Origin of the sequence: Streptomyces sp. NBC_00249, assembly GCF_026342355.1 — a bacterium.
Lineage (GTDB): Bacteria > Actinomycetota > Actinomycetes > Streptomycetales > Streptomycetaceae > Streptomyces.
On the sequence record NZ_JAPEMV010000010.1, the window covers coordinates 1 to 20,220 of the forward strand.

Genomic DNA, 20,220 nt, shown 5'->3' on the forward strand with positions numbered 1-20,220 from the left:
GTCCGATTTCCCTCGGTGCTTTCGAGGTTCTGCGCTTTCGCGCTTTCCCTTTCCGGCGGTTCCGACTCTATCAGAAGTTTTCCACCGGATTTCCCGGCTTCGGATTCCTGAATGAGGAGTCGAGTGTGCCCGCTTGGAATTCAATTCCTGGGGGCGAGATGAGACTTTAAACCATCACTGCCGAACTTGTCCAGTTCGAGGCAACCGTTCGAATCTACCTCCCCGCAGCGACCGTGTCAACAGTGTTTGCGGGACGACGAGGAGACTAGCAGCTCAGCGGGCTCGTACGCACATCACGCCGCGACGGGCTGCGTGGCCGTCCGGTCGGCTGCCTCCACGTCGCCGACCTCGCCCGCGCGGGAGGCACGGCCGCCCAGGACGTAGACGTAGACGAGGAAGACGGCCTCGGCTGCGACGCCGATGGTGATGCGCGCCCAGGTGGGGAGGCCGGAGGGGGTGACGAAGCCTTCGATCAGGCCGGAGACGAACAGGACCACGGCCAGGCCGATGGCCATGCCGAGCGCGGCGCGTCCCTGTTCCGCGAGGGCCGTGCGGCGGGTGCGGGGGCCCGGGTCGATGACGGTCCAGCCCAGGCGCAGGCCCGTACCGGCGGCGACGAAGACGGCCGTCAGTTCGAGCAGGCCGTGCGGGAGGATCAGGCCGAGGAAGACGTCGAGGCGGCCGGCGGAGGCCATCAGGCCGATGCCGACGCCGAGGTTCGCCATGTTCAGGAAGAGGATCCACAGCACCGGCAGGCCCAGGAAGGCGCCGAGGACCAGGCAGACGGCGGCGGCCTGGGCGTTGTTCGTCCAGACCTGGGCGGCGAAGGAGGCCGCGGGGTGGCTGGAGTAGTACGTCTCGTACTGGCCCCCCGGCTTCGTGAGCTCCTTCAGGTGGTCGGGGGCGGCGATGGCGCCCTGGACCTCCGGGTGGGTGGCTATCCACCAGCCGATGAGCACGCCGACGGCCGTCGAGATCAGGGCGGTGGGTATCCACCAGCGGCGGCTGCGGTAGACGGCGGCCGGGAAACCGGCGGTGAAGAAGCGGGCCGCGTCGCGCCAGCTCGCCCGGCGGGTGCCGGTGACGGTGGCGCGGGCGCGGGCCACGAGCTGGGTGAGCGTGCCCGTCAGCATCGGGTCGGGGGTGCTCGACTGGATCAGGGAGAGGTGGGTGGAGGTCCGCTGGTAGAGCGCGATGAGCTCGTCGGCCTCCGCTCCGGTCAGCTTCCGGCCGCGGCCGAGGAGCTGCTCCAGGCGTGCCCATTCCGCCTGGTGGGCCGCCACGAAGACGTCGAGATCCATCCGGCTACCGCTCCCCTGCCCCTGGCCGGCCGGAGGCCGCCCGATTCGGCTTACTTCTCCTGTGGTCAGCTTGGCAGACTGGATCGCACAGGGGCGGGTCAGGTCGGTGAAAGGTGCGCGCGGTGAGCGATCTGGTGACGGGGGACGCGGTCGTCCTGGGTCTGCGGCCGGCGAGGCTGCCGAGCCGGGCGCTGGCGATCCTGCTCGACCTGCTCGTGTACGGCGTCGGGTTCCTGCTGGTGTCGATCGGGCTGGTGATCGCGACGGCCTCGCTGGACGACGCCGCGCAGGCCGCCGTGTCGGTGGCGTCCTTCCTGCTGGTGCTGGTCGGTGTGCCGATCGCCGTGGAGACGCTGACGCACGGGCGCTCCCTGGGGAAGCTGGCGTGCGGGCTGCGGGTGGTGCGGGAGGACGGCGGGCCGATCCGGTTCCGGCACGCGCTGGTGCGCGGGGCCATGGGGGTCGTGGAGCTGCTGCTGACCTTCGGGGCCGTGGCGTGCATCGCCTCGCTGGTGTCGGAGCGGGGGCGGCGGGTCGGGGACGTGTTCGCGGGGACGCTGGTCATCCGGGTCCGGGTGCCGGGGGCGCGGGTGATGCCGGTGCCCCCGCCGCCGCCGTGGCTCGCGGGGCGGTTCGCCGGGCTGGACCTGTCGGGGGTGCCGGACGGGCTGTGGCTGGCGATCCGGCAGTACCTGACGCGGATGGACCAGCTCGACCCGCACACGGGCGCCGTGATGGCGGCGCGGCTGGCGGACGATGTCGTGGCCCGGACGGGGACGCCGCCGCCGGCCGGGGTGCCGGCCGCCGCGTTCCTGATGGCGGTGGTGCACGAGCGGCAGTCGCGGGACGCGGCCCGGGCCTTCGCGCAGGGGCCGCTACCGGTGCGGATGCAGATGCCGGTGCCGATGGCTGCGCCTGTGCCCGTGCATGAGCCGGTGCACGTGCCCGTGGCGGCCCCGGTGCCCGTGGCGGCCCCGGTGCCCGTGGCGGCCCCGGTGCCGGTGGAGCCGCCCGTGCGCGGGACCGGGTTCGCGCCGCCTTCCTAGGCGGGGGCCGGGGCGTCGTCGAAGGTCGACGGCGGGGTCTCCAGGTGTTCGAGTTCGATGCCGGGGGCCGAGAGGACCACGTCGCCCGCGAGGTGGACGGTGTGGACCTCGCCGGTGTCGAGGGCGGTGACCTGGTACTCGTCCACCAGCAGGGGGCCGCTGTCCGTGGGGTGCTGTGCGCGCGACAGCAGGGCCCAGGCCTGGTCGACCGTACGGGCCGCGAGGACCGGGTCGGTGAGGGCGAGGAGCCGGACGCGGGTGGCGGGGGCGCCGGGGGTCAGGCGCAGCAGGCGGGCCGTGGCGACGAGGAACGCCGGGGAGGTGCCGGTGAAGCCGGGGGCCTTGACGTTGCCTTCGGTGGCCTCGGTGCCGGTGGGGTCGGTGCGGACCCACGTCACTCCGTCGATGGCGGCGCCGCGGACCTGCCAGCTCGACGCGTTGAGTTCGAGCCGGATGGGGCGGCCCAGTTCGTCGATGGCCAGGTCGACCGAGCCGCGGTGGTCGCCGTTCGGGGCGGTCAGCTGGGAGACGTAGCGCCAGCCGCTCGGGCCGGGGGCGCAGTGGAAGTGCTCCTCGCCGAGGGGGGTGTGGTCGTGCGGGTCGTGGAGCGAGTAACGGCCGCGGGGCATGGGGTCCGGAGTCCTCGGGTCGGGTACGGGGCAGGCCCCCGGCGGAGTGCCGGGGGCCTGGCTCGGTGCGGTGGGTCCGCTCGGTGATCCCTGGGGATCAGTAGCGGTAGTGGTCCGGCTTGTACGGGCCCTCGACCTGGACGCCGATGTAGGCGGCCTGCTCGGGGCGCAGCGTGGTGAGGCGGACGCCCAGGGCGTCGAGGTGCAGGCGGGCGACCTTCTCGTCGAGGTGCTTGGGGAGCACGTAGACGTCGGTCGGGTACTCGGACGGCTTCGTGAAGAGCTCGATCTGGGCCAGGGTCTGGTCCGCGAAGGAGTTCGACATGACGAACGACGGGTGGCCGGTCGCGTTGCCCAGGTTCAGCAGGCGGCCCTCGGAGAGGACGATGAGGACCTTGCCGTCGGGGAACTTCCAGGTGTGGACCTGGGGCTTGACCTCGTCCTTGACGATGCCGTCGATCTTGGCCAGGCCGGCCATGTCGATCTCGTTGTCGAAGTGGCCGATGTTGCCGACGATGGCCTGGTGCTTCATCTTGGCCATGTCGGCGGCCATGATGATGTCCTTGTTGCCCGTGGTCGTGATGAAGATGTCGGCGATCTCGACGACGTCGTCCAGGGTGGCGACCTGGTAGCCGTCCATGGCGGCCTGGAGGGCGCAGATCGGGTCGATCTCGGTGACGATGACGCGGGCGCCCTGGCCGCGCAGGGACTCGGCGCAGCCCTTGCCGACGTCGCCGTAGCCGCAGACGACGGCGACCTTGCCGCCGATGAGGACGTCGGTGGCGCGGTTGATGCCGTCGATGAGGGAGTGGCGGCAGCCGTACTTGTTGTCGAACTTCGACTTGGTGACGGCGTCGTTCACGTTGATCGCCGGGAAGAGCAGGGTGCCCTCGGCCATCATCTCGTAGAGGCGGTGGACACCGGTGGTGGTCTCCTCCGTCACGCCGCGGATCTCGGACGCGAGCTGCGTCCACTTCTGCGGGGCCTCGCCGAGGGTGCGGTTGAGGAGGGTGAGGATGTGGGCGTACTCCTCGGAGTCCGCCGTCGACGGGTCCGGAGCGGCGCCGGCCTTCTCGAACTCGACGCCCTTGTGGACGAGGAGGGTGGCGTCACCACCGTCGTCGAGGATCATGTTCGGGCCGCCGGTGGGGGTGTTCGGCCAGGTCAGCGCCTGCTCCGTGCACCACCAGTACTCCTCCAGCGTCTCGCCCTTCCAGGCGAAGACGGGGACGCCCTGCGGGTTCTCCGGGGTGCCGTTCGGGCCGACGGCGATGGCGGCGGCCGCGTGGTCCTGGGTGGAGAAGATGTTGCAGGAGGCCCAGCGGACGTCGGCGCCGAGGGCGACGAGGGTCTCGATGAGCACGGCCGTCTGCACGGTCATGTGCAGGGAGCCGGTGATGCGGGCGCCGGCGAGCGGCTGCGTCTCGGCGTACTCGCGGCGGATCGACATCAGGCCGGGCATCTCGTGCTCGGCCAGGGTGATCTCCTTGCGGCCGAACACGGCAAGGGAAAGGTCTGCGACCTTGAAGTCCATGGGTGCTGCTCCTCATGGTTCGAGAGGGTGGGTACGGCTGAGCCGCGTGCCGTCGGGGACGGTACGCCGAGCACAGTCCGTCGGAGGCCCTCTCTCCCCTCGGCCGGCCACGAGGACCGCCCGACCGCCATCAGCAGCGACGCCTGACACTGATGACGAATCTACACCGACCGGCCCAGCGGGCCCCAGTCCGCCGGGCGACAAGTCGCCATGGTTTTCGGGCCCTCCGGCGGGCGGGTTCGGGGCCTTTCGGACTTTTGATCCACCCCTTATGTGTTGCAGGATGCCGGTGGATCGGGTCGTACGCGGGTCGTACGCGCGGTTCCCGAGGACCCATGGCGTGAAGGAGATTCCAGTGACCAGTCCGGCCGGCCCTCCCGGTGGCGGGGGCGCAAGCGGGCGCAAGCGCCTGAAGCTGCTCGCCGTCACGGCGTGCCCCACGGGGATCGCCCACACGTACATGGCGGCGGAGAAGCTCCAGCAGGCCGCCGCCGAGCTCGGTGTCGACATGAAGGTGGAGACCCAGGGCTCGATCGGGGCCGAGAACGTACTCTCTGACAACGATGTCAGAGAGGCGGACGGGATCATCATCGCCGCCGACAAGGAGGTCGACCGGGAGCGCTTCGTCGGCAAGCGGGTCCTGTCGACCGGGGTCGCGGACGGCATCCACAAGCCGAAGGAGCTGATCGAGCGGGTGGCGAGCGCACCCGTGCAGACCGGCACCGCCGCGGCTCCCCCGGGTGCGGGCGGGGGCGGCAAGGAGCGCAGCCTCGCCTACAAGGCGCTGATGAACGGCGTCTCGTACATGATCCCGTTCGTGGTGGTCGGCGGTCTGCTGATCGCCATCGCGCTGGCGCTGGGCGGTCACGCCACGGCCGAGGGGTACGCGACCACCCCGGACACCTTCTGGGACCACATCTTCCAGATCGGCGTCCTCGGCTTCACGCTGATGATCCCGATCCTGTCGGGCTACATCGCGTACGCCATCGGCGACCGGCCGGCGCTGGTGCCCGGCATGATCGGCGGCTTCATCGCGAACACCGGCGCCCTCTACGACTCCAAGTCGGGGGCGGGCTTCATCGGCGCGATCGTGACCGGTTTCCTCGCCGGCTACCTGGTCCTGTGGATCAAGAAGGTCAAGGTCCCCAAGGTCGTCCAGCCGATCATGCCGATCATCGTGATCCCGATCGTGGCGACGACCGTGCTCGGCCTGTTCTTCATCTACGTCATCGGCAAGCCCATCTCGTGGGTGTTCGAATCGCTGACGAGCTGGCTGTCGGGGATGACCGGCACCAGCGCCATCCTGCTGGGCGCCCTGCTCGGCCTGATGATCGCCTTCGACATGGGCGGCCCGGTCAACAAGACGGCCTTCCTCTTCGGTACGGGTCTCATCGCCTCCGGCAACTACGCGGTGATGGGCATGTGCGCGGCGGCCATCCCGGTCATGCCGCTCGGCCAGGGCCTGGCGACGCTGCTGCGCCGCAAGCTGTACTCCGAGCAGGAACGGGACACCGGCATGGCGGCCCTGTTCATGGGCGTGTTCGGCATCTCCGAGGGCGCCATCCCCTTCGCGGCGGCCCGGCCGGCGGTCGTCATCCCGGCGAACATGCTGGGCGGTGCGGTGGCCGGTGCCATCGCCGGTGTGGCGGGCGTGGGCGACCACGTGCCCCACGGCGGGCCGATCGTGGCGGCGCTCGGCGCGATCAGCGGGGTGGGCTGGTTCCTCGTCGCGATCGTGGCGGGCACGGTCGTCACCGCGCTGACCACCAACGCGCTCATCGAGCTCAAGGAGCGGCGCGGCCGGGGCGGGGCAGCGGCCACCGTCGTCGCCGCGCCGTCGCCGGAGCCGGTGCCGGTGCTGGTCGGTGCCGGGGTCGGGGCGGGTGCCGCCGGGGCCGCAGGTACGGCCGTGCGGGCCGCGCCCGTCGTACCGTCCGCCGCGCCCGTGGCGGCGGACGCGGAGCCGGAGGTGCTGTCCGGGTACCTGACGGGGCGGACCGTCAAGACGGAGCTGGCCTCGGACTCCAAGAAGGCGGCCATCCGGGAAATGGCCGAGATGCTCGCCACCACCGGCAACGTCCGGGACGTCGACGAGCTCGTCCGGGTCGCCCTGGCCCGGGAGGCGCAGGGGACGACGGGGCTCGGCGAGTCCATCGCGATCCCGCACGCCAAGACGGACGCGGTGACGCGCCCCACGGTCGGCTTCGCCCGCTCCGCCGAGGGCATCGAGTGGGGTGCGCTGGACGGGACGAAGGCCCGGCTGGTGTTCATGATCTCGGTGCCGGAGGCCGCCGCCGGTGACGAGCACCTGCGCATCCTCGCCCTGCTGTCGCGCAAGCTGATGGACTCCGGCTTCCGGGCGCGGCTGCAGTCCGCGCCGGACGAGCGGGCCGTCCTCGACGTGCTGCGCGAGATCCGCTAGCCGCGCCCCGCACCCGCGGTCCGTCGGGCCCCGTACCTCCGGTACGGGGCCCGACGCCGTGTGCCGCAGTGTCCGAATCGGTATGTACGGACATGGCGGAGCGGGGCCCCGGCGGCATCGGCGGGGCCCCAGTCGACCTACGATGCAAGGCAGGTACATCGGAAGGGACGAAATGGAACACAGGCCAGGACGCGGACGCGGGATCGCGGCGATCGTCCTGCTGGTGCTCGGAGCGGTCATCCTCGGGGGGGTGACGGTGGCGAAGGCCGTGAACCCGCCCGCGCGGTACACGGAGGGCAAGCAGGTCGGCTGGACCATGACGCCGACCTACACCAACGGGGAGAGCATCTACCTGGAACCGGTCGCCAAGGGCAAGCTGCGGCGCGGTGACGTCGTGCTCGCTTCCGTGCCGTGGTCCCTGCAGAAGACCCAGATGAACCGTGTCGTCGCGGTCGGCGGGGACCGCATCCAGTACAAGCCGAGCAGCAAGGTGGCCGGCCAGTACCGCCTCGTGCTGAACGGCACGCCGCTGGACGAGCCGTACCTGGAGCAGTGGAAGTACCCGTCGACGGTGGCCTTCGACGTGCGGGTGCCCAAGGGGCACGTCTTCCTGATGGCGGACAACCGGCTGAACTCGGACGGCTCGCAGTACGCGAACAACGGTCCGGTGCGGGCCGACAAGATCGTCTCCAAGGTCGTGGCGTACCCGATGGCGAAGATGGCCGTGTGGGGGCAGCTGGCGGGTGCGCTGCTGATCCTCGGCGGCGGCGTGCTGCTGGCCGTGGCGCGGCGGGCGCGCAGGCGGGCTCCGCAGCCGGCCGCCGTGGCTGCGCAGGCCCCCTCGGCGCCGGTGGCTCCGGCCGCCGCCGGGGCGGTGGAGTCCGCGGAGGCCCAGGAGGCCGCGCAGGGCTCTCAGGCCCCTCAGGGCGCTCAGGGCGGGGCTGCGGAGGCCCCGGCCGCGTCGGGCGAGCGCGCGGACGTGCAGTCGTAGGAGGGTCCGGACGTACGGGAAGGGCCCCGCGGCCGGTCGGCTGCGGGGCCCTTCTTCGTGTGCTGCGCCCGGGTCAGCCCTCGGCCTTGGCGGCGTCGTGCCGGTAGATATCAGGCTCCAGGTAGATCACGCGGGCGATCGGGACGGCCTCGCGGATCCGGGCCTCGGCGGCGTTGATGGCGTTGGCCACCTCGGTCGCGGTGTCGTCGCCCTGGACGGCGATCTTGGCGGCGACGAGCAGCTCCTCGGGGCCGAGGTGCAGGGTCCGCATGTGGATCACGCGGGTGACGGTGTCGCCGTCGACCACGGCGGCCTTGATCTTCTCGACCTCTTCGGTGCCGGCGGCCTCGCCCAGGAGCAGGGACTTGGTCTCCAGGGCCAGGACGACGGCGATGACGATCAGCAGGACGCCGATGCACAGGGTGCCGATGCCGTCCCAGACGCCGTTGCCGGTGAGCAGGGCCAGGCCGACGCCGCCGAGGGCGAGGACCAGGCCGACGAGCGCGCCGAGGTCTTCCAGCAGGACCACGGGCAGCTCGGGCGCCTTGGCGCGCTTGATGAACTGGCTCCAGCTCAGGGCGCCGCGGGTCTCGTTCGACTCCTTGATCGCGGTGCGGAAGGAGAAGCCCTCCGCGACGATCGCGAAGACGAGCACGCCGACGGGCCAGTACCAGGCCTTGATCTCGTGCGGGTCGTGGATCTTCTCGTAGCCCTCGTAGATGGCGAACATGCCGCCGACGGTGAAGAGGACGATGGAGACGAGGAAGGCGTAGATGTAGCGTTCCCGCCCGTACCCGAAGGGGTGTTGGGGGGTCGCCTCGCGCTGTGCCTTCTTTCCTCCGAGGAGCAGCAGGCCCTGGTTGCCGGAGTCGGCGACCGAGTGGACGCTTTCCGCGAGCATCGAGGAGGATCCGCTGAAGAGGAACGCCACGAATTTGGCTACAGCGATGGCGAGGTTGGCGGCGAGTGCCGCCACGATCGCCTTGGTACCGCCCGACGCGCTCATGGGTGCCGACATCCCTTCCTAGCCACTGACTACGGCCGCACATTGTTGCAGCTGCCTGCGCGGCCGACGCTACGTCAGACGACCACGGTGGCGCGGAAGACGGTACCGGTACCGGACAGTTCGACCATTTCGCCTGCGGGGACGAAGACCGACTCGCCGGGGGCGAGGGTCAGTTCGCCCGCCCTGGGGGCGCCGGCGGTGCAGAGCAGGATCTGCGGGGTGGTGTCCGGGAGGGCGCGGGGGGCGCCACCGGGGGCCAGGGTGAAACGGGAGAGCCGGAACTCGTCGATGGGGGTCTCGTAGACCTCCTCGCCGTCGCCCTCGGGGCGCAGGACGCCCGGGGCGCTCGGCTCGAAGATGACGACCTTCAGCAGCTCCGGGACGTCCACGTGCTTGGGGGTGAGCCCGCAGCGCAGCACGTTGTCGGAGTTGGCCATGAGCTCGACGCCGAGGCCGTCGAGGTAGGCGTGCGGGATGCCGGCGCCGAGGAACATGGCTTCGCCGGGCTGGAGTTGGACGTGGTTGAGCAGCATCGCCGCGATCACGCCCGGGTCGCCCGGGTAGTCGTGGACGAGGCCCGCGTACGCCTTGTACGGGCCCCCGAGCCGCTCGGCGGCGGCCGCGGCCTCGGTCACCGTACGGGCCATCTCGGCGCGGTCCGCGGTGAGGACGGCGGTGAGGACCTCGCGCAGGGCCGCCTCCTCGGGGTGGGCGCGCAGCAGGTCGGCGTACGGCTTGAGGGAGTCGACGCCGAGGCCTTCGAGGAGTTCGGCGGCCTCCAGCGGCGGGCGGAAGCCGCACAGGCCGTCGAAGGGGGTGAGGGCGCAGATCAGTTCGGGCTTGTGGTTGGCGTCCTTGTAGTTGCGGTGGCCCGCGTCGATCGGGACGCCGCGCCGCTCCTCGTCCTCGAAGCCGGCCTTGGCCTGGGCGAGGTCGGGGTGGACCTGGAGGGAGAGCGGGGCGCCCGCGGCGAGGAGCTTGAGCAGGAAGGGCAGGCGGGGGCCGAACTTGGCGACGGTGGCGGCGCCGAGCTCGCCCTCGGCGTCGGCGGCGATGACGGCGGCCAGGGTGGTGGCGCCCGCACCGCGTTCGAGGCGGGAGGGGGCGCCGGGGTGGGCGCCCATCCACATCTCGGCCTGGGGTTCACCGGTGGGCTCCACCCCGAGGAGGGTGGGGATCGCGGTGGTGGAACCCCACGCGTAGGGGCGGATCGTGTTCGTCAGGCGGTCCATCGTCGTCTTCCTGGATATGGAGGTAGGGCGGGCAGGGCGGGCACGGGTGCGTGCCTCAGCTGTGTCCCCTGGAGGCCAGCGCCAGGTAGGCGGTGGCGAAGTCCGTGACGGCGAGGAGCTCGGCGAGCTGTTCCAGTTCGCCGCCCTCCTCCGGTTCGAGCTCGCTGATGGCGGTGTCGTGGCTGAGGGCCAGCTCGCGGGCCGCGGGGGCGGCGGTGAGGCCGCCGGTGGGCCGGTCGCGCAGCAGGACGACGCGCGCGTGCAGCGGCTGGGGCTCGTCGACGCGGTCGCGGAAGAAGTCCTCGGGGTCCGCTCCGGCCGCGAAGGATCCGGCGAGCAGCACCCCGTGGGCGGGCAGCGCCTCGGGGAGGGTGGCGGCGAGCGCGGGGCGCCCGGCGAGCTCGGCGAGGGTCGCGGCGAAGCGGCGGCCGGCGGGGCCGGCTCCGGCGCCCTCGCTCCAGATCAGCGGCAGGGAGTCGGCGAGCTCGGACGCGAGGGTCTTGGCGGGGTTGGAGTACGTCGCGATGGCCGGTCCGCAGCGTTCGGCGGTGCGGTCGAGGCGGTCGGCGACGAGCTGGAGGGTCTCGGGGGAGGCGGCGACCAGCCCGACCTTGTCCAGCAGGACGAGCAGGGGGGTCAGCAGGGCCCAGAGGGCGCCGGGGCCGGCCGCGGCGGACTCGTCGTACTCCTGGTACGGGGCCTTGGCCATCGGTACGAGGACCCCGTGCGCGCCGTCCACGGCCTCGCTCAGCGGGGACCGCTCGGGGGCGACGGCGACGACGGCGCAGCCGCGCCGGTAGGCCTGCTCGGCGAGGACCGCGAGGCCGGGCTCGGTGCCGTCGGTGGTGGCGATGAGCAGCAGGTCCACGGGGCCCGCCCAGCCGGGCAGGGTCCAGCGCAGGGCCCCGGCGGCGTGCGCGACGCCGGTGGGGTGCAGCCGGGTCACGGGGGCGGAGGCTCCGGCGAGGGCGCCGAGCAGGTCGGCGACGCCGGTGGCGGCGGTGCCGGGGCCCGCGATGAGGACCGCGCGGGGGCGGCCGTCGGGGCGCAGGTCGGCGAGGCCCGCCTCGGCGGCGTGCCGGGCGGCGGTGCGGACCCTGGCCCCGGCCTCGGCGGCGCCGCGGAGCAGACCGCGGCGGTCTGCCCGGGCGAGATCGTCAGGTGCGTCGAGGAGTGACTCGTCGAGCATGGCGGCCTCCGGCGGTGTTGACGACGGCGTCTGCGGTCTGCGCGGGGTGGGGGGGTGGTTCAGGCGGGGCGGCGGGCCTCGTCCACGAGGAGGACCGGGATGCCGTCGCGCACCGGGTACGCGAAACCGCAGTCCTTGCCGGTGCAGAGCAGCTCGGGCGCGGTCTCGTCCGCCGACTTGTCCTGGAGGGGGGCGTGGCAGGCGGGGCAGGCGAGGATCTCCAGCAGGCCGGCTTCGAGCGGCATGGGGCGGTTCCCTTCGGGGATGTGGGTTGGGCGTGGTCAGCGTACCGCCGAGTCACCTGCGGTGCGGCTTGAAGGGTGGGGTGGCGGCCGCGCGGCCCCCGCGGCCTCGGTGGGGAGGCGGCGGGGGCCGGGGTCGGCGGGTGCGGGTCCGTTGCCGGGGGCTCTGCCCCCGGACCCCCGCGCCTCAAACGCCGGCGAGGCTGGATCGCCTGACGATCAGGCGCGAACGAGTGCCAGGACCTCGTCGCGGATCTTGGTGAGGGTGGTCTCGTCGCGGGCCTCGACGTTGAGGCGCAGGAGCGGCTCGGTGTTCGAGGGGCGGAGGTTGAACCACCAGTCGGCGGTGGCGATGGTGAGGCCGTCGAGCTCGTCGACGCTCACGCCCTCCTGGGCGGCGTAGACGGCCTTGACCTCGGCCGTGCGGGCGGCCTGGTCGGCGACGGTGGAGTTGATCTCGCCGGAGCCGACGTAGCGGTCGTAGGAGGAGACCAGGTCGGACAGGGTGCCCTCCTGGCCGCCGAGGGCCGCGAGGACGTGGAGCGCGGCGAGCATGCCGGTGTCCGCGTTCCAGAAGTCCTTGAAGTAGTAGTGCGCCGAGTGCTCGCCGCCGAAGATGGCGCCGGAGGTGGCCATCTCCGCCTTGATGAAGGAGTGGCCGACGCGGGTGCGGACGGGGGTGCCGCCGTTCTCGCGGACGACCTCGGGCACGGACCACGAGGTGATCAGGTTGTGGATGATCGTGCCGGTGCCGCCGTTGCGGGCCAGCTCGCGGGCCGCGACCAGGGCGGTGATGGCGGACGGGGAGACGCCCTCGCCGCGCTCGTCGACGACGAAGCAGCGGTCGGCGTCGCCGTCGAAGGCGAGGCCGAGGTCGGCGCCCTCGGCGATCACGCGGGCCTGGAGGTCGACGATGTTCTTCGGGTCGAGGGGGTTGGCCTCGTGGTTCGGGAAGGTCCCGTCCAGCTCGAAGTACATGGGGACGAGGTCCAGCGGGAGGCCCTCGAAGACGGTGGGGACGGTGTGGCCGCCCATGCCGTTGCCCGCGTCGACGACGACCTTGAGCGGGCGGATCGCGGTGAGGTCGACCAGGCCCTTGAGGTGCTCGGCGTAGCCGGGGAGGCTGTCCAGCTCGGTGACGGTGCCCGGGACGGTGCCGGCGGGGATCGCGGGGGCGCCCTCGTCGGTCCACTTCTCGGCGAGCTCGCGGATGGTGGCGAGGCCGGTGTCCTGGCCGACCGGGGCGGCGCCGGCGCGGCACAGCTTGATGCCGTTGTACTGGGCCGGGTTGTGCGAGGCGGTGAACATCGCGCCGGGCAGGTCCAGCTTGCCGGAGGCGTAGTACAGCTGGTCGGTGGAGCACAGCCCGATGAGGGTGACGTCCACGCCGCGGGCGGCCGCGCCACGGGCGAAGGCGGCCGACAGGCCGGGCGAGGAGGGGCGCATGTCGTGTCCGATGACGATGGCCGTCGCCTCGGTGACCTCGACGAAGGCAGCACCGAACAGTTCGGCCAGGGGCTCGTCCCACTCGTCCGGTACGACGCCACGTACGTCGTAAGCCTTGACGATGTTCGAAAGATCTGCGGCCACTGCCTGCCCTCCTGAAGGTTCTGTGCGGTGGAGCAAACCTACCCTGTACGCAGAGCGGCTTTTCAGACGATCCGAGTGTCAGGAGTCGGGCGAACGCAGGACGCGCAGGTGTCCGCGACGGGTCTCGCCGGTCACCGGGGCCCCGCTCGCGGAGCCTCCGGCCTCGGCCGCGCGCTCGGGCGGACGGGCCGCCTCACGGACGGCGTTGGCCAAGGCTTCGAGGTCATCGCCGCTGGGGCGTGACGGGCCGGAACCGTCCGACAGGCGTACGACGTCCCAGCCGCGCGGTGCGGTCAGGCGCTCCGAGTGCTCGGCGCACAGGTCGTAGCAGTGGGGTTCGGCGTAGGTGGCGAGCGGGCCGAGAACTGCGGTCGAGTCGGCGTAGACGTACGTCAGTGTGGCGACGGCAGGGCGGCCGCACGCAGTGCGCGAACAGCGACGTACAAGGCTCACGACGTTGGACGGTACCGCACTCTTGACCGGGCCGCGACGACTCAGCCGCTGGTCACTCCCCCGTGTCGTGCTCACCGGCCGTGACGAAAGGGGGCGTCGAGTCCGGAATGCCGCCCGATCTTGGCCGGATCGCCGCTGGGGTGACACCGCCACGACATCAGGTCGTGACCGGATCGAGGCCCTGCGGCGGGGGCACCGGCTGGGGCTACGCTGCGGGGGTGACGGACAGCCAGCTTCCTCCCCGCCCCGCACCCGTCGGCGACAGCCCGTACGAGCCCAGGCCGCGGCGGCGCGACCGGCACGGCCGGGGGATGCGCGGGCCGGTGGCGCCCCCTCAGGTGCCGCTGTCGGCGAGCCGGGCGGAGTTGTTCGGCGACCTCGTACGGGATTCCGTGGAGCGGCTGGAGCGGCGCTGGCCGCAGCTGGCCGAGGTGGAGTTCGTGGTGGCGGACGTGCCCGGTCCGCCGGGCGGTCCGGACGGCGGCTGGAACGACGAGGCGGTGCCGCTGGGCGGGCTGGTGGAGGCCCGTGACGGGCGGCCGGCCCGGATCGTGGTGTTCCGGCGGCCGGTGGAGATCCGGGCGAAGTCCCGGGACGAGCGGGCCCTGCTGGTGCACGAGATCGTGGTGGAGCAGGTCGCGGAGATGCTCGGGCTCTCCCCGGAGACGGTCGACCCCCGGTACGGGTCGGACTGACCCGTACCGGGGGCGTGGTTCAGCGGACCAGGATCGAGGGGTCCTCGACGGCCTTGGGGACCGAGACGGTGGAGCGGTCGTCGGCGAAGGCCTGGACCGTGAACATCGGGGTCCCGTCGTGCGGGAGCGTCAGGGTGCGGGCCGCGTGGACGGGGCCGCCGGAGAGGGTCTCCAGGGTCAGCGCGTAGGCGCCCTTGGCGCCGGCGGGGGCCGGGGGCGGGGACACCGCGAGGGTGGTGCCCGCCTTGACGGTGAGTTCCTTGACGGCCGGCTCGCCGCCCTCGGTGCCCGGGGAGGCGGTGACGCGGACCTTGGCGTCGGAGCCGTCCGCGACGGTGAGGGTGAGGACGGTGGCCTTGTCGTCGGCGCGGTTGTCGGCGACGGTGGCCCGCGCGCCCACGGGGGCGCTCGCCGCGACGAAGCCCAGCTCCTGCTTGGCCCCCGTACCGCGGACCACGTGCAGGGCGGCGACCACCGGCGTGGCCTTCTTCGGGTCGGCCGGGGCCAGCAGGAGGGTGCCCGCCTCGCCCCGGGTCAGGTCCTTGAGGTCGACGCTCGCCGTCATCCCGGCCTTGACGTGCAGCTGTTCGTTGCCGGCGGGGCTGATGGCGCCGCCCGGCCCGGACAGCTTCAGCCGCAGGTCGGCGTCGTCCTCGCCGGGGGCGAAGGCGACCAGCCGTACGGCGGTGGCGTCCGCCGGGATCCCGGGCAGGACCAGGGATCCCGCCGGTCCGGCGGAGGCCGGCAGCCAGTCGGCGCCGACCCCGTCCTCGGCGATCTGCGCGGAGGCGCCGACCCGGCCCGAACCGGTCGTCACGTGCGCGGTGACCTCGGCGAGCTGGGCCTCGGGGACCAGGGAGGAGAGCAGCACCTTGGTGGTGGAGCGGGGTTCGACCGCGATGACGGAGTCGGCGGTCCCCGGCTTGCCCTTCAGCAGGCCGTCCGGTCCGTAGAGCTTGATGTCGACCTCGGCGACGGTGTCGTCCGGGTTGGTGAGGTGGACGTAGTCCTGGCGGCCCTTGGCGGTGCTGACGCCCGGGAACCAGAAGTCGGTGCCGGGCACGGTGCAGGCGACGCCGAGCAGGCCGCGCGCCTGGCCGACCGGGACCTTCGTGGTCTGCTGGGCGGTCCAGCCGGGGGCCAGGACCCCGTCGGCTGCGCCCGTCAGCGCGGGTGCCTCGGCGCCGGAGGCGGTGGCGCCGACCGGTCTGCCCGGTTCCTTCGGCTCCAGGACCGTCTTGCCCTCCTTGGTCGCCAGCCGGGCCGCGCCCTTGCCGCCGCCCTTCGCGCCGCCCGCCGGGGCGGGGGCGAGGGAGGTGTACGTGGTCTCGGCGATGTCCGAGGTGCTGGGCGAGGGGCACACCAGCACGGACCGCTCCACCGGCATCCGGGCGGCGGCGCCCTTCGCGGAGCCGGCGGCCGGGGCGGCGGCGGGGGCGGTGAGGAAGGCCAGGCCGCAGGCGGCGGCGAGGGCCGCCGTCGCGGCCGCCACCGTCAGGGGTGCGCGCTGCTTCACTGCTGGGTGCTCCCGTCCGGACGCGGGTCGTGCTGTCCGTAGGTGTCGTACTGCTGCTCGTAGGCGTACGGGTACGGCGGCTGCTGCTGTTGCTGCGGGAACGGGAACTGCTGCTGGGGGTCGTAGGGCGGCTGCGGCTCCGCGTACGGCTGCGCGTACTGCTGCTCCCCGTACTCCTGGTAGGGCTGCGGCTGTTGCTGCGGCTGCTGCTGCTCGTACGGGTCGGGCGTCCGGTACGCGTACGTCTCCTCCCCGTACACCTGCTGCGCGGGGATCTGCGCGTACGGGTCGACCACCGACTCGGCGGCGGCCGGCTCGGGTTCGGCGGCGGCGGGGGCGCGCAGGCGGCGGGCGCGGCGGCCCTGCCCGGGCTCGGCGCCCTCGGCGGGCGGGGCGGCGGCGGTGTCCTCCTCCGGGAGGTCGTCGTCGAGCCGTGCGCGGCGGCCGGGCAGGGCCAGGACCAGCAGCAGGAGGGCGAGCAGGCCCTGCGCCCAGTGCCAGGCGTCGCGGGTGAGGGAGTCCTCGTGGCCGAGGACGAGGCGGCCGCCCGTGGCGGGCAGTTCGAAGCCCTGGGCCCAGCCGTCCACGGTCTTGGGCTTGAGCGGCTTGCCGTCGAGGGTGGCCCGCCAGCCCGGGTCGGCCCGGTCGGCGACGCGCAGCGTACGGCCTTCCTCGCCGGCCGGGATCTTGGCCTGGGCCCGGACGGGCCCGGCGTCGACGGCGATCGGGGCCTGGTCGGCCTTGGCGGGGACGATCGCGACGCGGGCGGGCAGCCGCTGGACCTCCCAGACGGCGGTGCCGTCGTCCTGGTGGCGCTGCTTGAGGCCGGGGGTGCCGTCGAGGGTCCGGCGCATCTGGGGCGAGCCGCCGGGCGGGATCATCACGTAGCGGACGGCGAAGGCGCCGAGCTGCTCGGACTGGTTGGCTCCGGAGCCGGAGACCAGGCTGGAGACGGCCTTGGCGAGGCGGGGTTCGGCTCCGGCGTCGGCGAGGAGCTCGGCGTCGCCGATGCGTACGCCGGGGCCGCGGACGAGGGTGTAGGAGACGGTGTCGGGCGAGGCGCCTCCGAGGACCAGGGTCCGGGTGCGGTTGCTGTCCTCGGACTGGGCGGCGACGAAGGCGGGAACCTGGACGGGGTCGCGGCGGCTCAGCGGGCCGTCGGCTCCGGCGGCGGCCCAGGCGGCGGCCGCGAGGAGCGGGCCCGCGGCGGCGGCGAGGGCGACGAGGGCGGCGAGCGGCTGGCGCCAGCCGAAGCTGCGGGCGGCGACGCGTTCCTTGGCGCCGTCCGCGCCGAGAACGGCGGCCGCGATCAGGGCGAGCCCGTACACGAGGGTGGCGGGGCCGGCCCAGCCGTCGCGGTTGAGCAGGACGGCGAGGAACAGTCCGGCCAGGGCGGCGGTCCAGGCGGTGAGGACGGCGGGGCGGCGGTCGGCGCGGAGCAGCGCGGCCAGGGCGGCGAGGACGGTTCCGGTGAGGAGGAGTCCGCCGCTGGTGCCGGGGCCGCCGGGGCTGGTGCCGAGCAGGTCGAGGGGGGTGGCGGAGCCGGCGCCGTAGGGCAGTCCGGCTTCGCGCAGGAAGCGGGAGGGGTGCGTGAGCAGGCCGAGCGACCAGGGTCCGAGGACGAGGAGCGGTACGGCGAGGGTGGCGAGCAGCCTGGGGGCGTACGTCTTCAGGTGCGCGCGCCGCGCGAGGAGCGCGGCGGTGCCCAGGACGGCGGCGAGCGGCCACACGACGGGGGTGAAGGCGGTGGCCAGGGTCAGCAGCAGGGTGTACGTCCACACCGGGCGCCAGCCGCCGGTGGTGCCGGTGTCCCGGTCGGCGGGGCCGAAGGCGGAGACGGCGGAGCGGGCGAGGAGCGGCAGGAGCACGGCGAGGACGGCGGTGCCGATGCGGCCTCCGGCGAGCGCTCCGGTGACGGCGGGGAGGAAGGCGTAGGCGACGGCGGCCCAGGCGCGCAGCAGCCGGGAGGTGACGAGCGGGCGGGAGGCGGCGTAGGCGGTGAGTCCGGCGAGCGGGACCGAGCAGACGAGCAGCAGGGTCAGGGCGGCCTGGGTGGAGCCGAGCAGCAGGACGGCGAGGGCGCCGAGGACCGCGAGGTAGGGGGGTGCGCCGGCGGTGGTGCCGATCCCGGCGGGCTGCCAGTCGCCGGTGTAGGCGCGCCACAGTTCGAGGCCGCTGCCGGGGGCGGGCAGCAGGGCGCCGCCCATCAGGGTGCCGCCGGCGAGGAGGCCGCGGCAGGCGGCGAGGGAGACGAGGAGCAGTCCGGCGAAGACGACGGGGGAGGGCCGGCGGGCGATCCGCTGGAGGCGGCCGGACCGTTCGGGCTGGAGGTAGTCGCCGTCCTCGCCGCCGGGGGCGGACAGGACGGAGCCGCCGTGCCGGCCTGCGGGGGCGGTGTCGGTGTCGCGGTCGGAGCCGAAGTACCCGGCGAGCTGTTCGGCGTTGGCGCGCAGGGTGGCGCCGGGCGGGGGGAAGAGGGCGCGCAGTTCGGTGTTGGGGACGGCGGGGCGGCGGCGCCGCTTGCGGGCGGCGAGGAGCCGGCCGGGGCGCAGCAGGGTGGAGAGGAGGCCGGTGACTTCGTCGACGGCCTGTCCGGGGGCCTTGCCGACGAGGTAGCCGAGGGTGCGCAGGACGGTGCCGACGAGCAGCCGCAGCAGGACGTAGGGCAGGGCGCGGCCGGTGGAGTTGGCCAGCACGGTGTGGACGGCGCCGGCCTTGTCGACGCGGTGGGGGCTGACGGCGGAGCGGCCGGCGCAGTCGACGGTGCGGCGTTCGCGGGCGGCTGCCTCGGCGTGGCGCAGGACGGCGTCGGGGGCGACGAGGACCTCGTAGCCGGCGGACTGGGCGCGCCAGCAGAGGTCGACGTCGTCGCGCATGAGGGGCAGGCGGCGGTCGAAGCCGCCGAGGGCGTCGTAGACGTCGCGGCGTACGAGCATGCCGGCGGTGGAGACGGACAGGACGCGGCGGACCTGGTCGTGCTGGCCCTGGTCCTGTTCGCGGCGGTCGAGGCCGGTCCAGCGGCGGCCGGAGCGGGCGATGGTGACGCCGGCTTCGAGGAGCTGCTTGCGGTCGTACCAGCCGCGCAGCTTGGGGCCGACGACGGCGGCGTCGGGGTTCTCGTCGGCGACGCGCAGGAGTTCGGTGAGGGCGTCGGGTTCGGGGGCGCTGTCGTCGTGGAGCAGCCAGAGCCATTGGACGGGTTCGCCGTGCGGGAGTTCGGGGAGGTCGTAGGCGTCGTCGCGCCAGGTGCGGCTGACGGGGTCCCAGCCGCTGGGGCGCTTGAGGTAGGGGAGGTCCTCGGGGGTGAGGACGCCGGCGCTGCGGGCGGCCTCGTCGACGGCGGCGCCGAAGCCGGTGCGGCGGGCGAGGTGGAGGACGCGGCCGTCGCCGAAGGCTTCGTCGAGGAGGCGCGCGGAGTCGTCGGCGCTGCCGGTGTCGGCGGCGACGTGGTTCTGCGCGGGGCGCTCCTGGGCGAGGAGTCCGGCGAGGGTCTGGGGCAGCCAGCGGGCTCCGTCGTGGGCGACGAGGACCGCGGTGACGACGTGCCGGGGGAACTCGGGGGTGGCGGCCGCCTGGTGGGAGGCCGTCGAGTTGCTGTGCAGGGACATCGCGGTACGGGCCCTCCGGCCGGGGATCCGGGGGTGGTGTGCCCTCGGAGGCTGCTGGACAGCGCCCCACACTAACGGCTGCGAAGACCCTGGTCCGCCTCCCGTGGTGAAGGCACGGAGAAGGTGCGGGGGCGGCGGCGGGGAACGTACGGGGGAAGGTGCGGGAAACGCGCGACAGGGGCCGGAACGCGACGGTCCGCCTCCTGCGGGGAAGGTGCGGGAGGCGGACCGTTTGCTCTGCTGGTGCTGCGGGCTCTACGGGTGCTGCCGGTGGTGCGGGCCGTGCGCTTCGGTATGTGGTGGGCGGTGGCGTAGGTGCCTCGGGCGGAGCGCCGCGGCCGTTTCAGACCGCTGCCTTTTTCAGACGGCGGCGCTCGCGCTCGGACAGACCGCCCCAGATGCCGAATCGCTCGTCATTGGCGAGGGCGTACTCAAGGCATTCGGAGCGGACCTCGCAGGCCAGGCAGACCTTCTTGGCTTCCCGGGTGGAGCCGCCCTTCTCGGGAAAGAAGGACTCGGGGTCGGTCTGGGCGCAGAGAGCGCGCTCCTGCCATCCGAGCTCTTCGTCCGCTTCCTCGACCAGCAGTTCCTGAAACAGCTCGGTCATGTGCGCCCCTCGCTCTGTCTGTGCGTCCCCGTGGTGTTGCCGTTACTGATCGCCAGGTAACGACACGAGTGAAATTACAAGTGTGTGGCTCCTGTGCAGTCAAGCCGAGATCTGCTATTGGGCGCCTTATTCACTCTGCGGAACCAAGCCTATGCAGAA

General features: G+C 73.2%; 16 protein-coding genes. 4 read left to right on the forward strand and 12 right to left on the reverse strand.

Annotated elements, in window-relative coordinates; translation table 11 throughout:
- Positions 1-293 precede the first annotated feature (293 nt).
- A complete protein-coding gene (locus OOK31_RS33875) occupies positions 294-1,301 on the reverse strand; it encodes a stage II sporulation protein M (RefSeq protein WP_267091242.1) in 1,008 nt (335 codons plus the stop codon).
- Between the two features lie 122 nt (positions 1,302-1,423).
- On the opposite strand from OOK31_RS33875, the gene OOK31_RS33880 reads away from it, so the two are divergent.
- Positions 1,424-2,347 carry an RDD family protein gene (locus OOK31_RS33880; protein WP_267091243.1) on the forward strand — a complete coding sequence of 308 codons (924 nt, stop codon included), beginning with the start codon at positions 1,424-1,426 and terminating at the stop codon, positions 2,345-2,347.
- Here the strand turns inward: OOK31_RS33880 and OOK31_RS33885 are convergent.
- Positions 2,344-2,976, reverse strand: a complete 633-nt coding sequence (locus OOK31_RS33885; protein WP_267091244.1) for a hypothetical protein — start codon at positions 2,974-2,976, stop codon at positions 2,344-2,346. The genes OOK31_RS33880 and OOK31_RS33885 overlap by 4 nt on opposite strands.
- A gap of 97 nt (positions 2,977-3,073) precedes the next feature.
- On the reverse strand, positions 3,074-4,510 hold the full coding sequence (gene ahcY / locus OOK31_RS33890) for an adenosylhomocysteinase (RefSeq protein ID WP_267091245.1): 1,437 nt from the start codon (positions 4,508-4,510) through the stop codon (positions 3,074-3,076).
- Positions 4,511-4,865: 355 nt separating this feature from the next.
- Here ahcY and OOK31_RS33895 point away from each other — a divergent pair, with 355 nt between their 5' ends.
- Positions 4,866-6,932 carry a fructose-specific PTS transporter subunit EIIC gene (locus OOK31_RS33895; protein ID WP_323188284.1) on the forward strand — a complete coding sequence of 689 codons (2,067 nt, stop codon included), beginning with the start codon at positions 4,866-4,868 and terminating at the stop codon, positions 6,930-6,932.
- 172 nt (positions 6,933-7,104) lie between these two features.
- Entirely contained in the window at positions 7,105-7,923 is an 819-nt protein-coding gene (gene lepB / locus OOK31_RS33900) for a signal peptidase I (RefSeq protein ID WP_267091246.1), read from the forward strand.
- 73 nt (positions 7,924-7,996) lie between these two features.
- On the opposite strand, the gene OOK31_RS33905 is transcribed toward lepB, so the two are convergent.
- From OOK31_RS33905 to OOK31_RS33930, 6 genes are all read right to left on the reverse strand, one after another.
- Entirely contained in the window at positions 7,997-8,929 is a 933-nt protein-coding gene (locus tag OOK31_RS33905) for a cation diffusion facilitator family transporter (protein WP_267091247.1), read from the reverse strand.
- A 74-nt stretch (positions 8,930-9,003) separates the two neighbouring features.
- Positions 9,004-10,161: a mannose-6-phosphate isomerase, class I gene (manA, locus tag OOK31_RS33910; RefSeq protein WP_267091248.1), complete on the reverse strand. Its 1,158-nt coding sequence runs from the start codon at positions 10,159-10,161 to the stop codon at positions 9,004-9,006.
- A 55-nt stretch (positions 10,162-10,216) separates the two neighbouring features.
- Complete coding sequence (locus OOK31_RS33915) at positions 10,217-11,350, reverse strand: SIS domain-containing protein (protein ID WP_267091249.1); 1,134 nt, start codon at positions 11,348-11,350, stop codon at positions 10,217-10,219.
- Positions 11,351-11,409: 59 nt separating this feature from the next.
- Positions 11,410-11,595: a Trm112 family protein gene (locus OOK31_RS33920; protein WP_267091250.1), complete on the reverse strand. Its 186-nt coding sequence runs from the start codon at positions 11,593-11,595 to the stop codon at positions 11,410-11,412.
- Positions 11,596-11,811: 216 nt separating this feature from the next.
- Positions 11,812-13,182, reverse strand: a complete 1,371-nt coding sequence (locus OOK31_RS33925) for a phosphomannomutase/phosphoglucomutase (RefSeq protein ID WP_267091251.1) — start codon at positions 13,180-13,182, stop codon at positions 11,812-11,814.
- Positions 13,183-13,260: 78 nt separating this feature from the next.
- Positions 13,261-13,680 (reverse strand): DUF3499 domain-containing protein, encoded by a 420-nt coding sequence (locus tag OOK31_RS33930; RefSeq protein ID WP_267091542.1) that lies wholly within the window; start codon positions 13,678-13,680, stop codon positions 13,261-13,263.
- 266 nt (positions 13,681-13,946) lie between these two features.
- On the opposite strand from OOK31_RS33930, the gene OOK31_RS33935 reads away from it, so the two are divergent.
- A complete protein-coding gene (locus OOK31_RS33935; RefSeq protein ID WP_267091543.1) occupies positions 13,947-14,330 on the forward strand; it encodes a metallopeptidase family protein in 384 nt (127 codons plus the stop codon).
- A 19-nt stretch (positions 14,331-14,349) separates the two neighbouring features.
- Here the strand turns inward: OOK31_RS33935 and OOK31_RS33940 are convergent, their stop codons facing one another.
- The 3 genes from OOK31_RS33940 to OOK31_RS33950 all read right to left on the reverse strand — a co-directional run bounded on the left by OOK31_RS33940 (position 14,350) and on the right by OOK31_RS33950 (position 20,061).
- Complete coding sequence (locus tag OOK31_RS33940; protein WP_267091252.1) at positions 14,350-15,846, reverse strand: DUF5719 family protein; 1,497 nt, start codon at positions 15,844-15,846, stop codon at positions 14,350-14,352.
- Complete coding sequence (locus tag OOK31_RS33945; RefSeq protein WP_267091253.1) at positions 15,843-19,454, reverse strand: glycosyltransferase family 2 protein; 3,612 nt, start codon at positions 19,452-19,454, stop codon at positions 15,843-15,845. Before OOK31_RS33945 ends, OOK31_RS33940 begins: the two co-directional genes overlap by 4 nt.
- A 343-nt stretch (positions 19,455-19,797) precedes the next feature.
- Positions 19,798-20,061: a WhiB family transcriptional regulator gene (locus OOK31_RS33950; RefSeq protein ID WP_003983763.1), complete on the reverse strand. Its 264-nt coding sequence runs from the start codon at positions 20,059-20,061 to the stop codon at positions 19,798-19,800.
- Positions 20,062-20,220 lie beyond the last annotated feature (159 nt).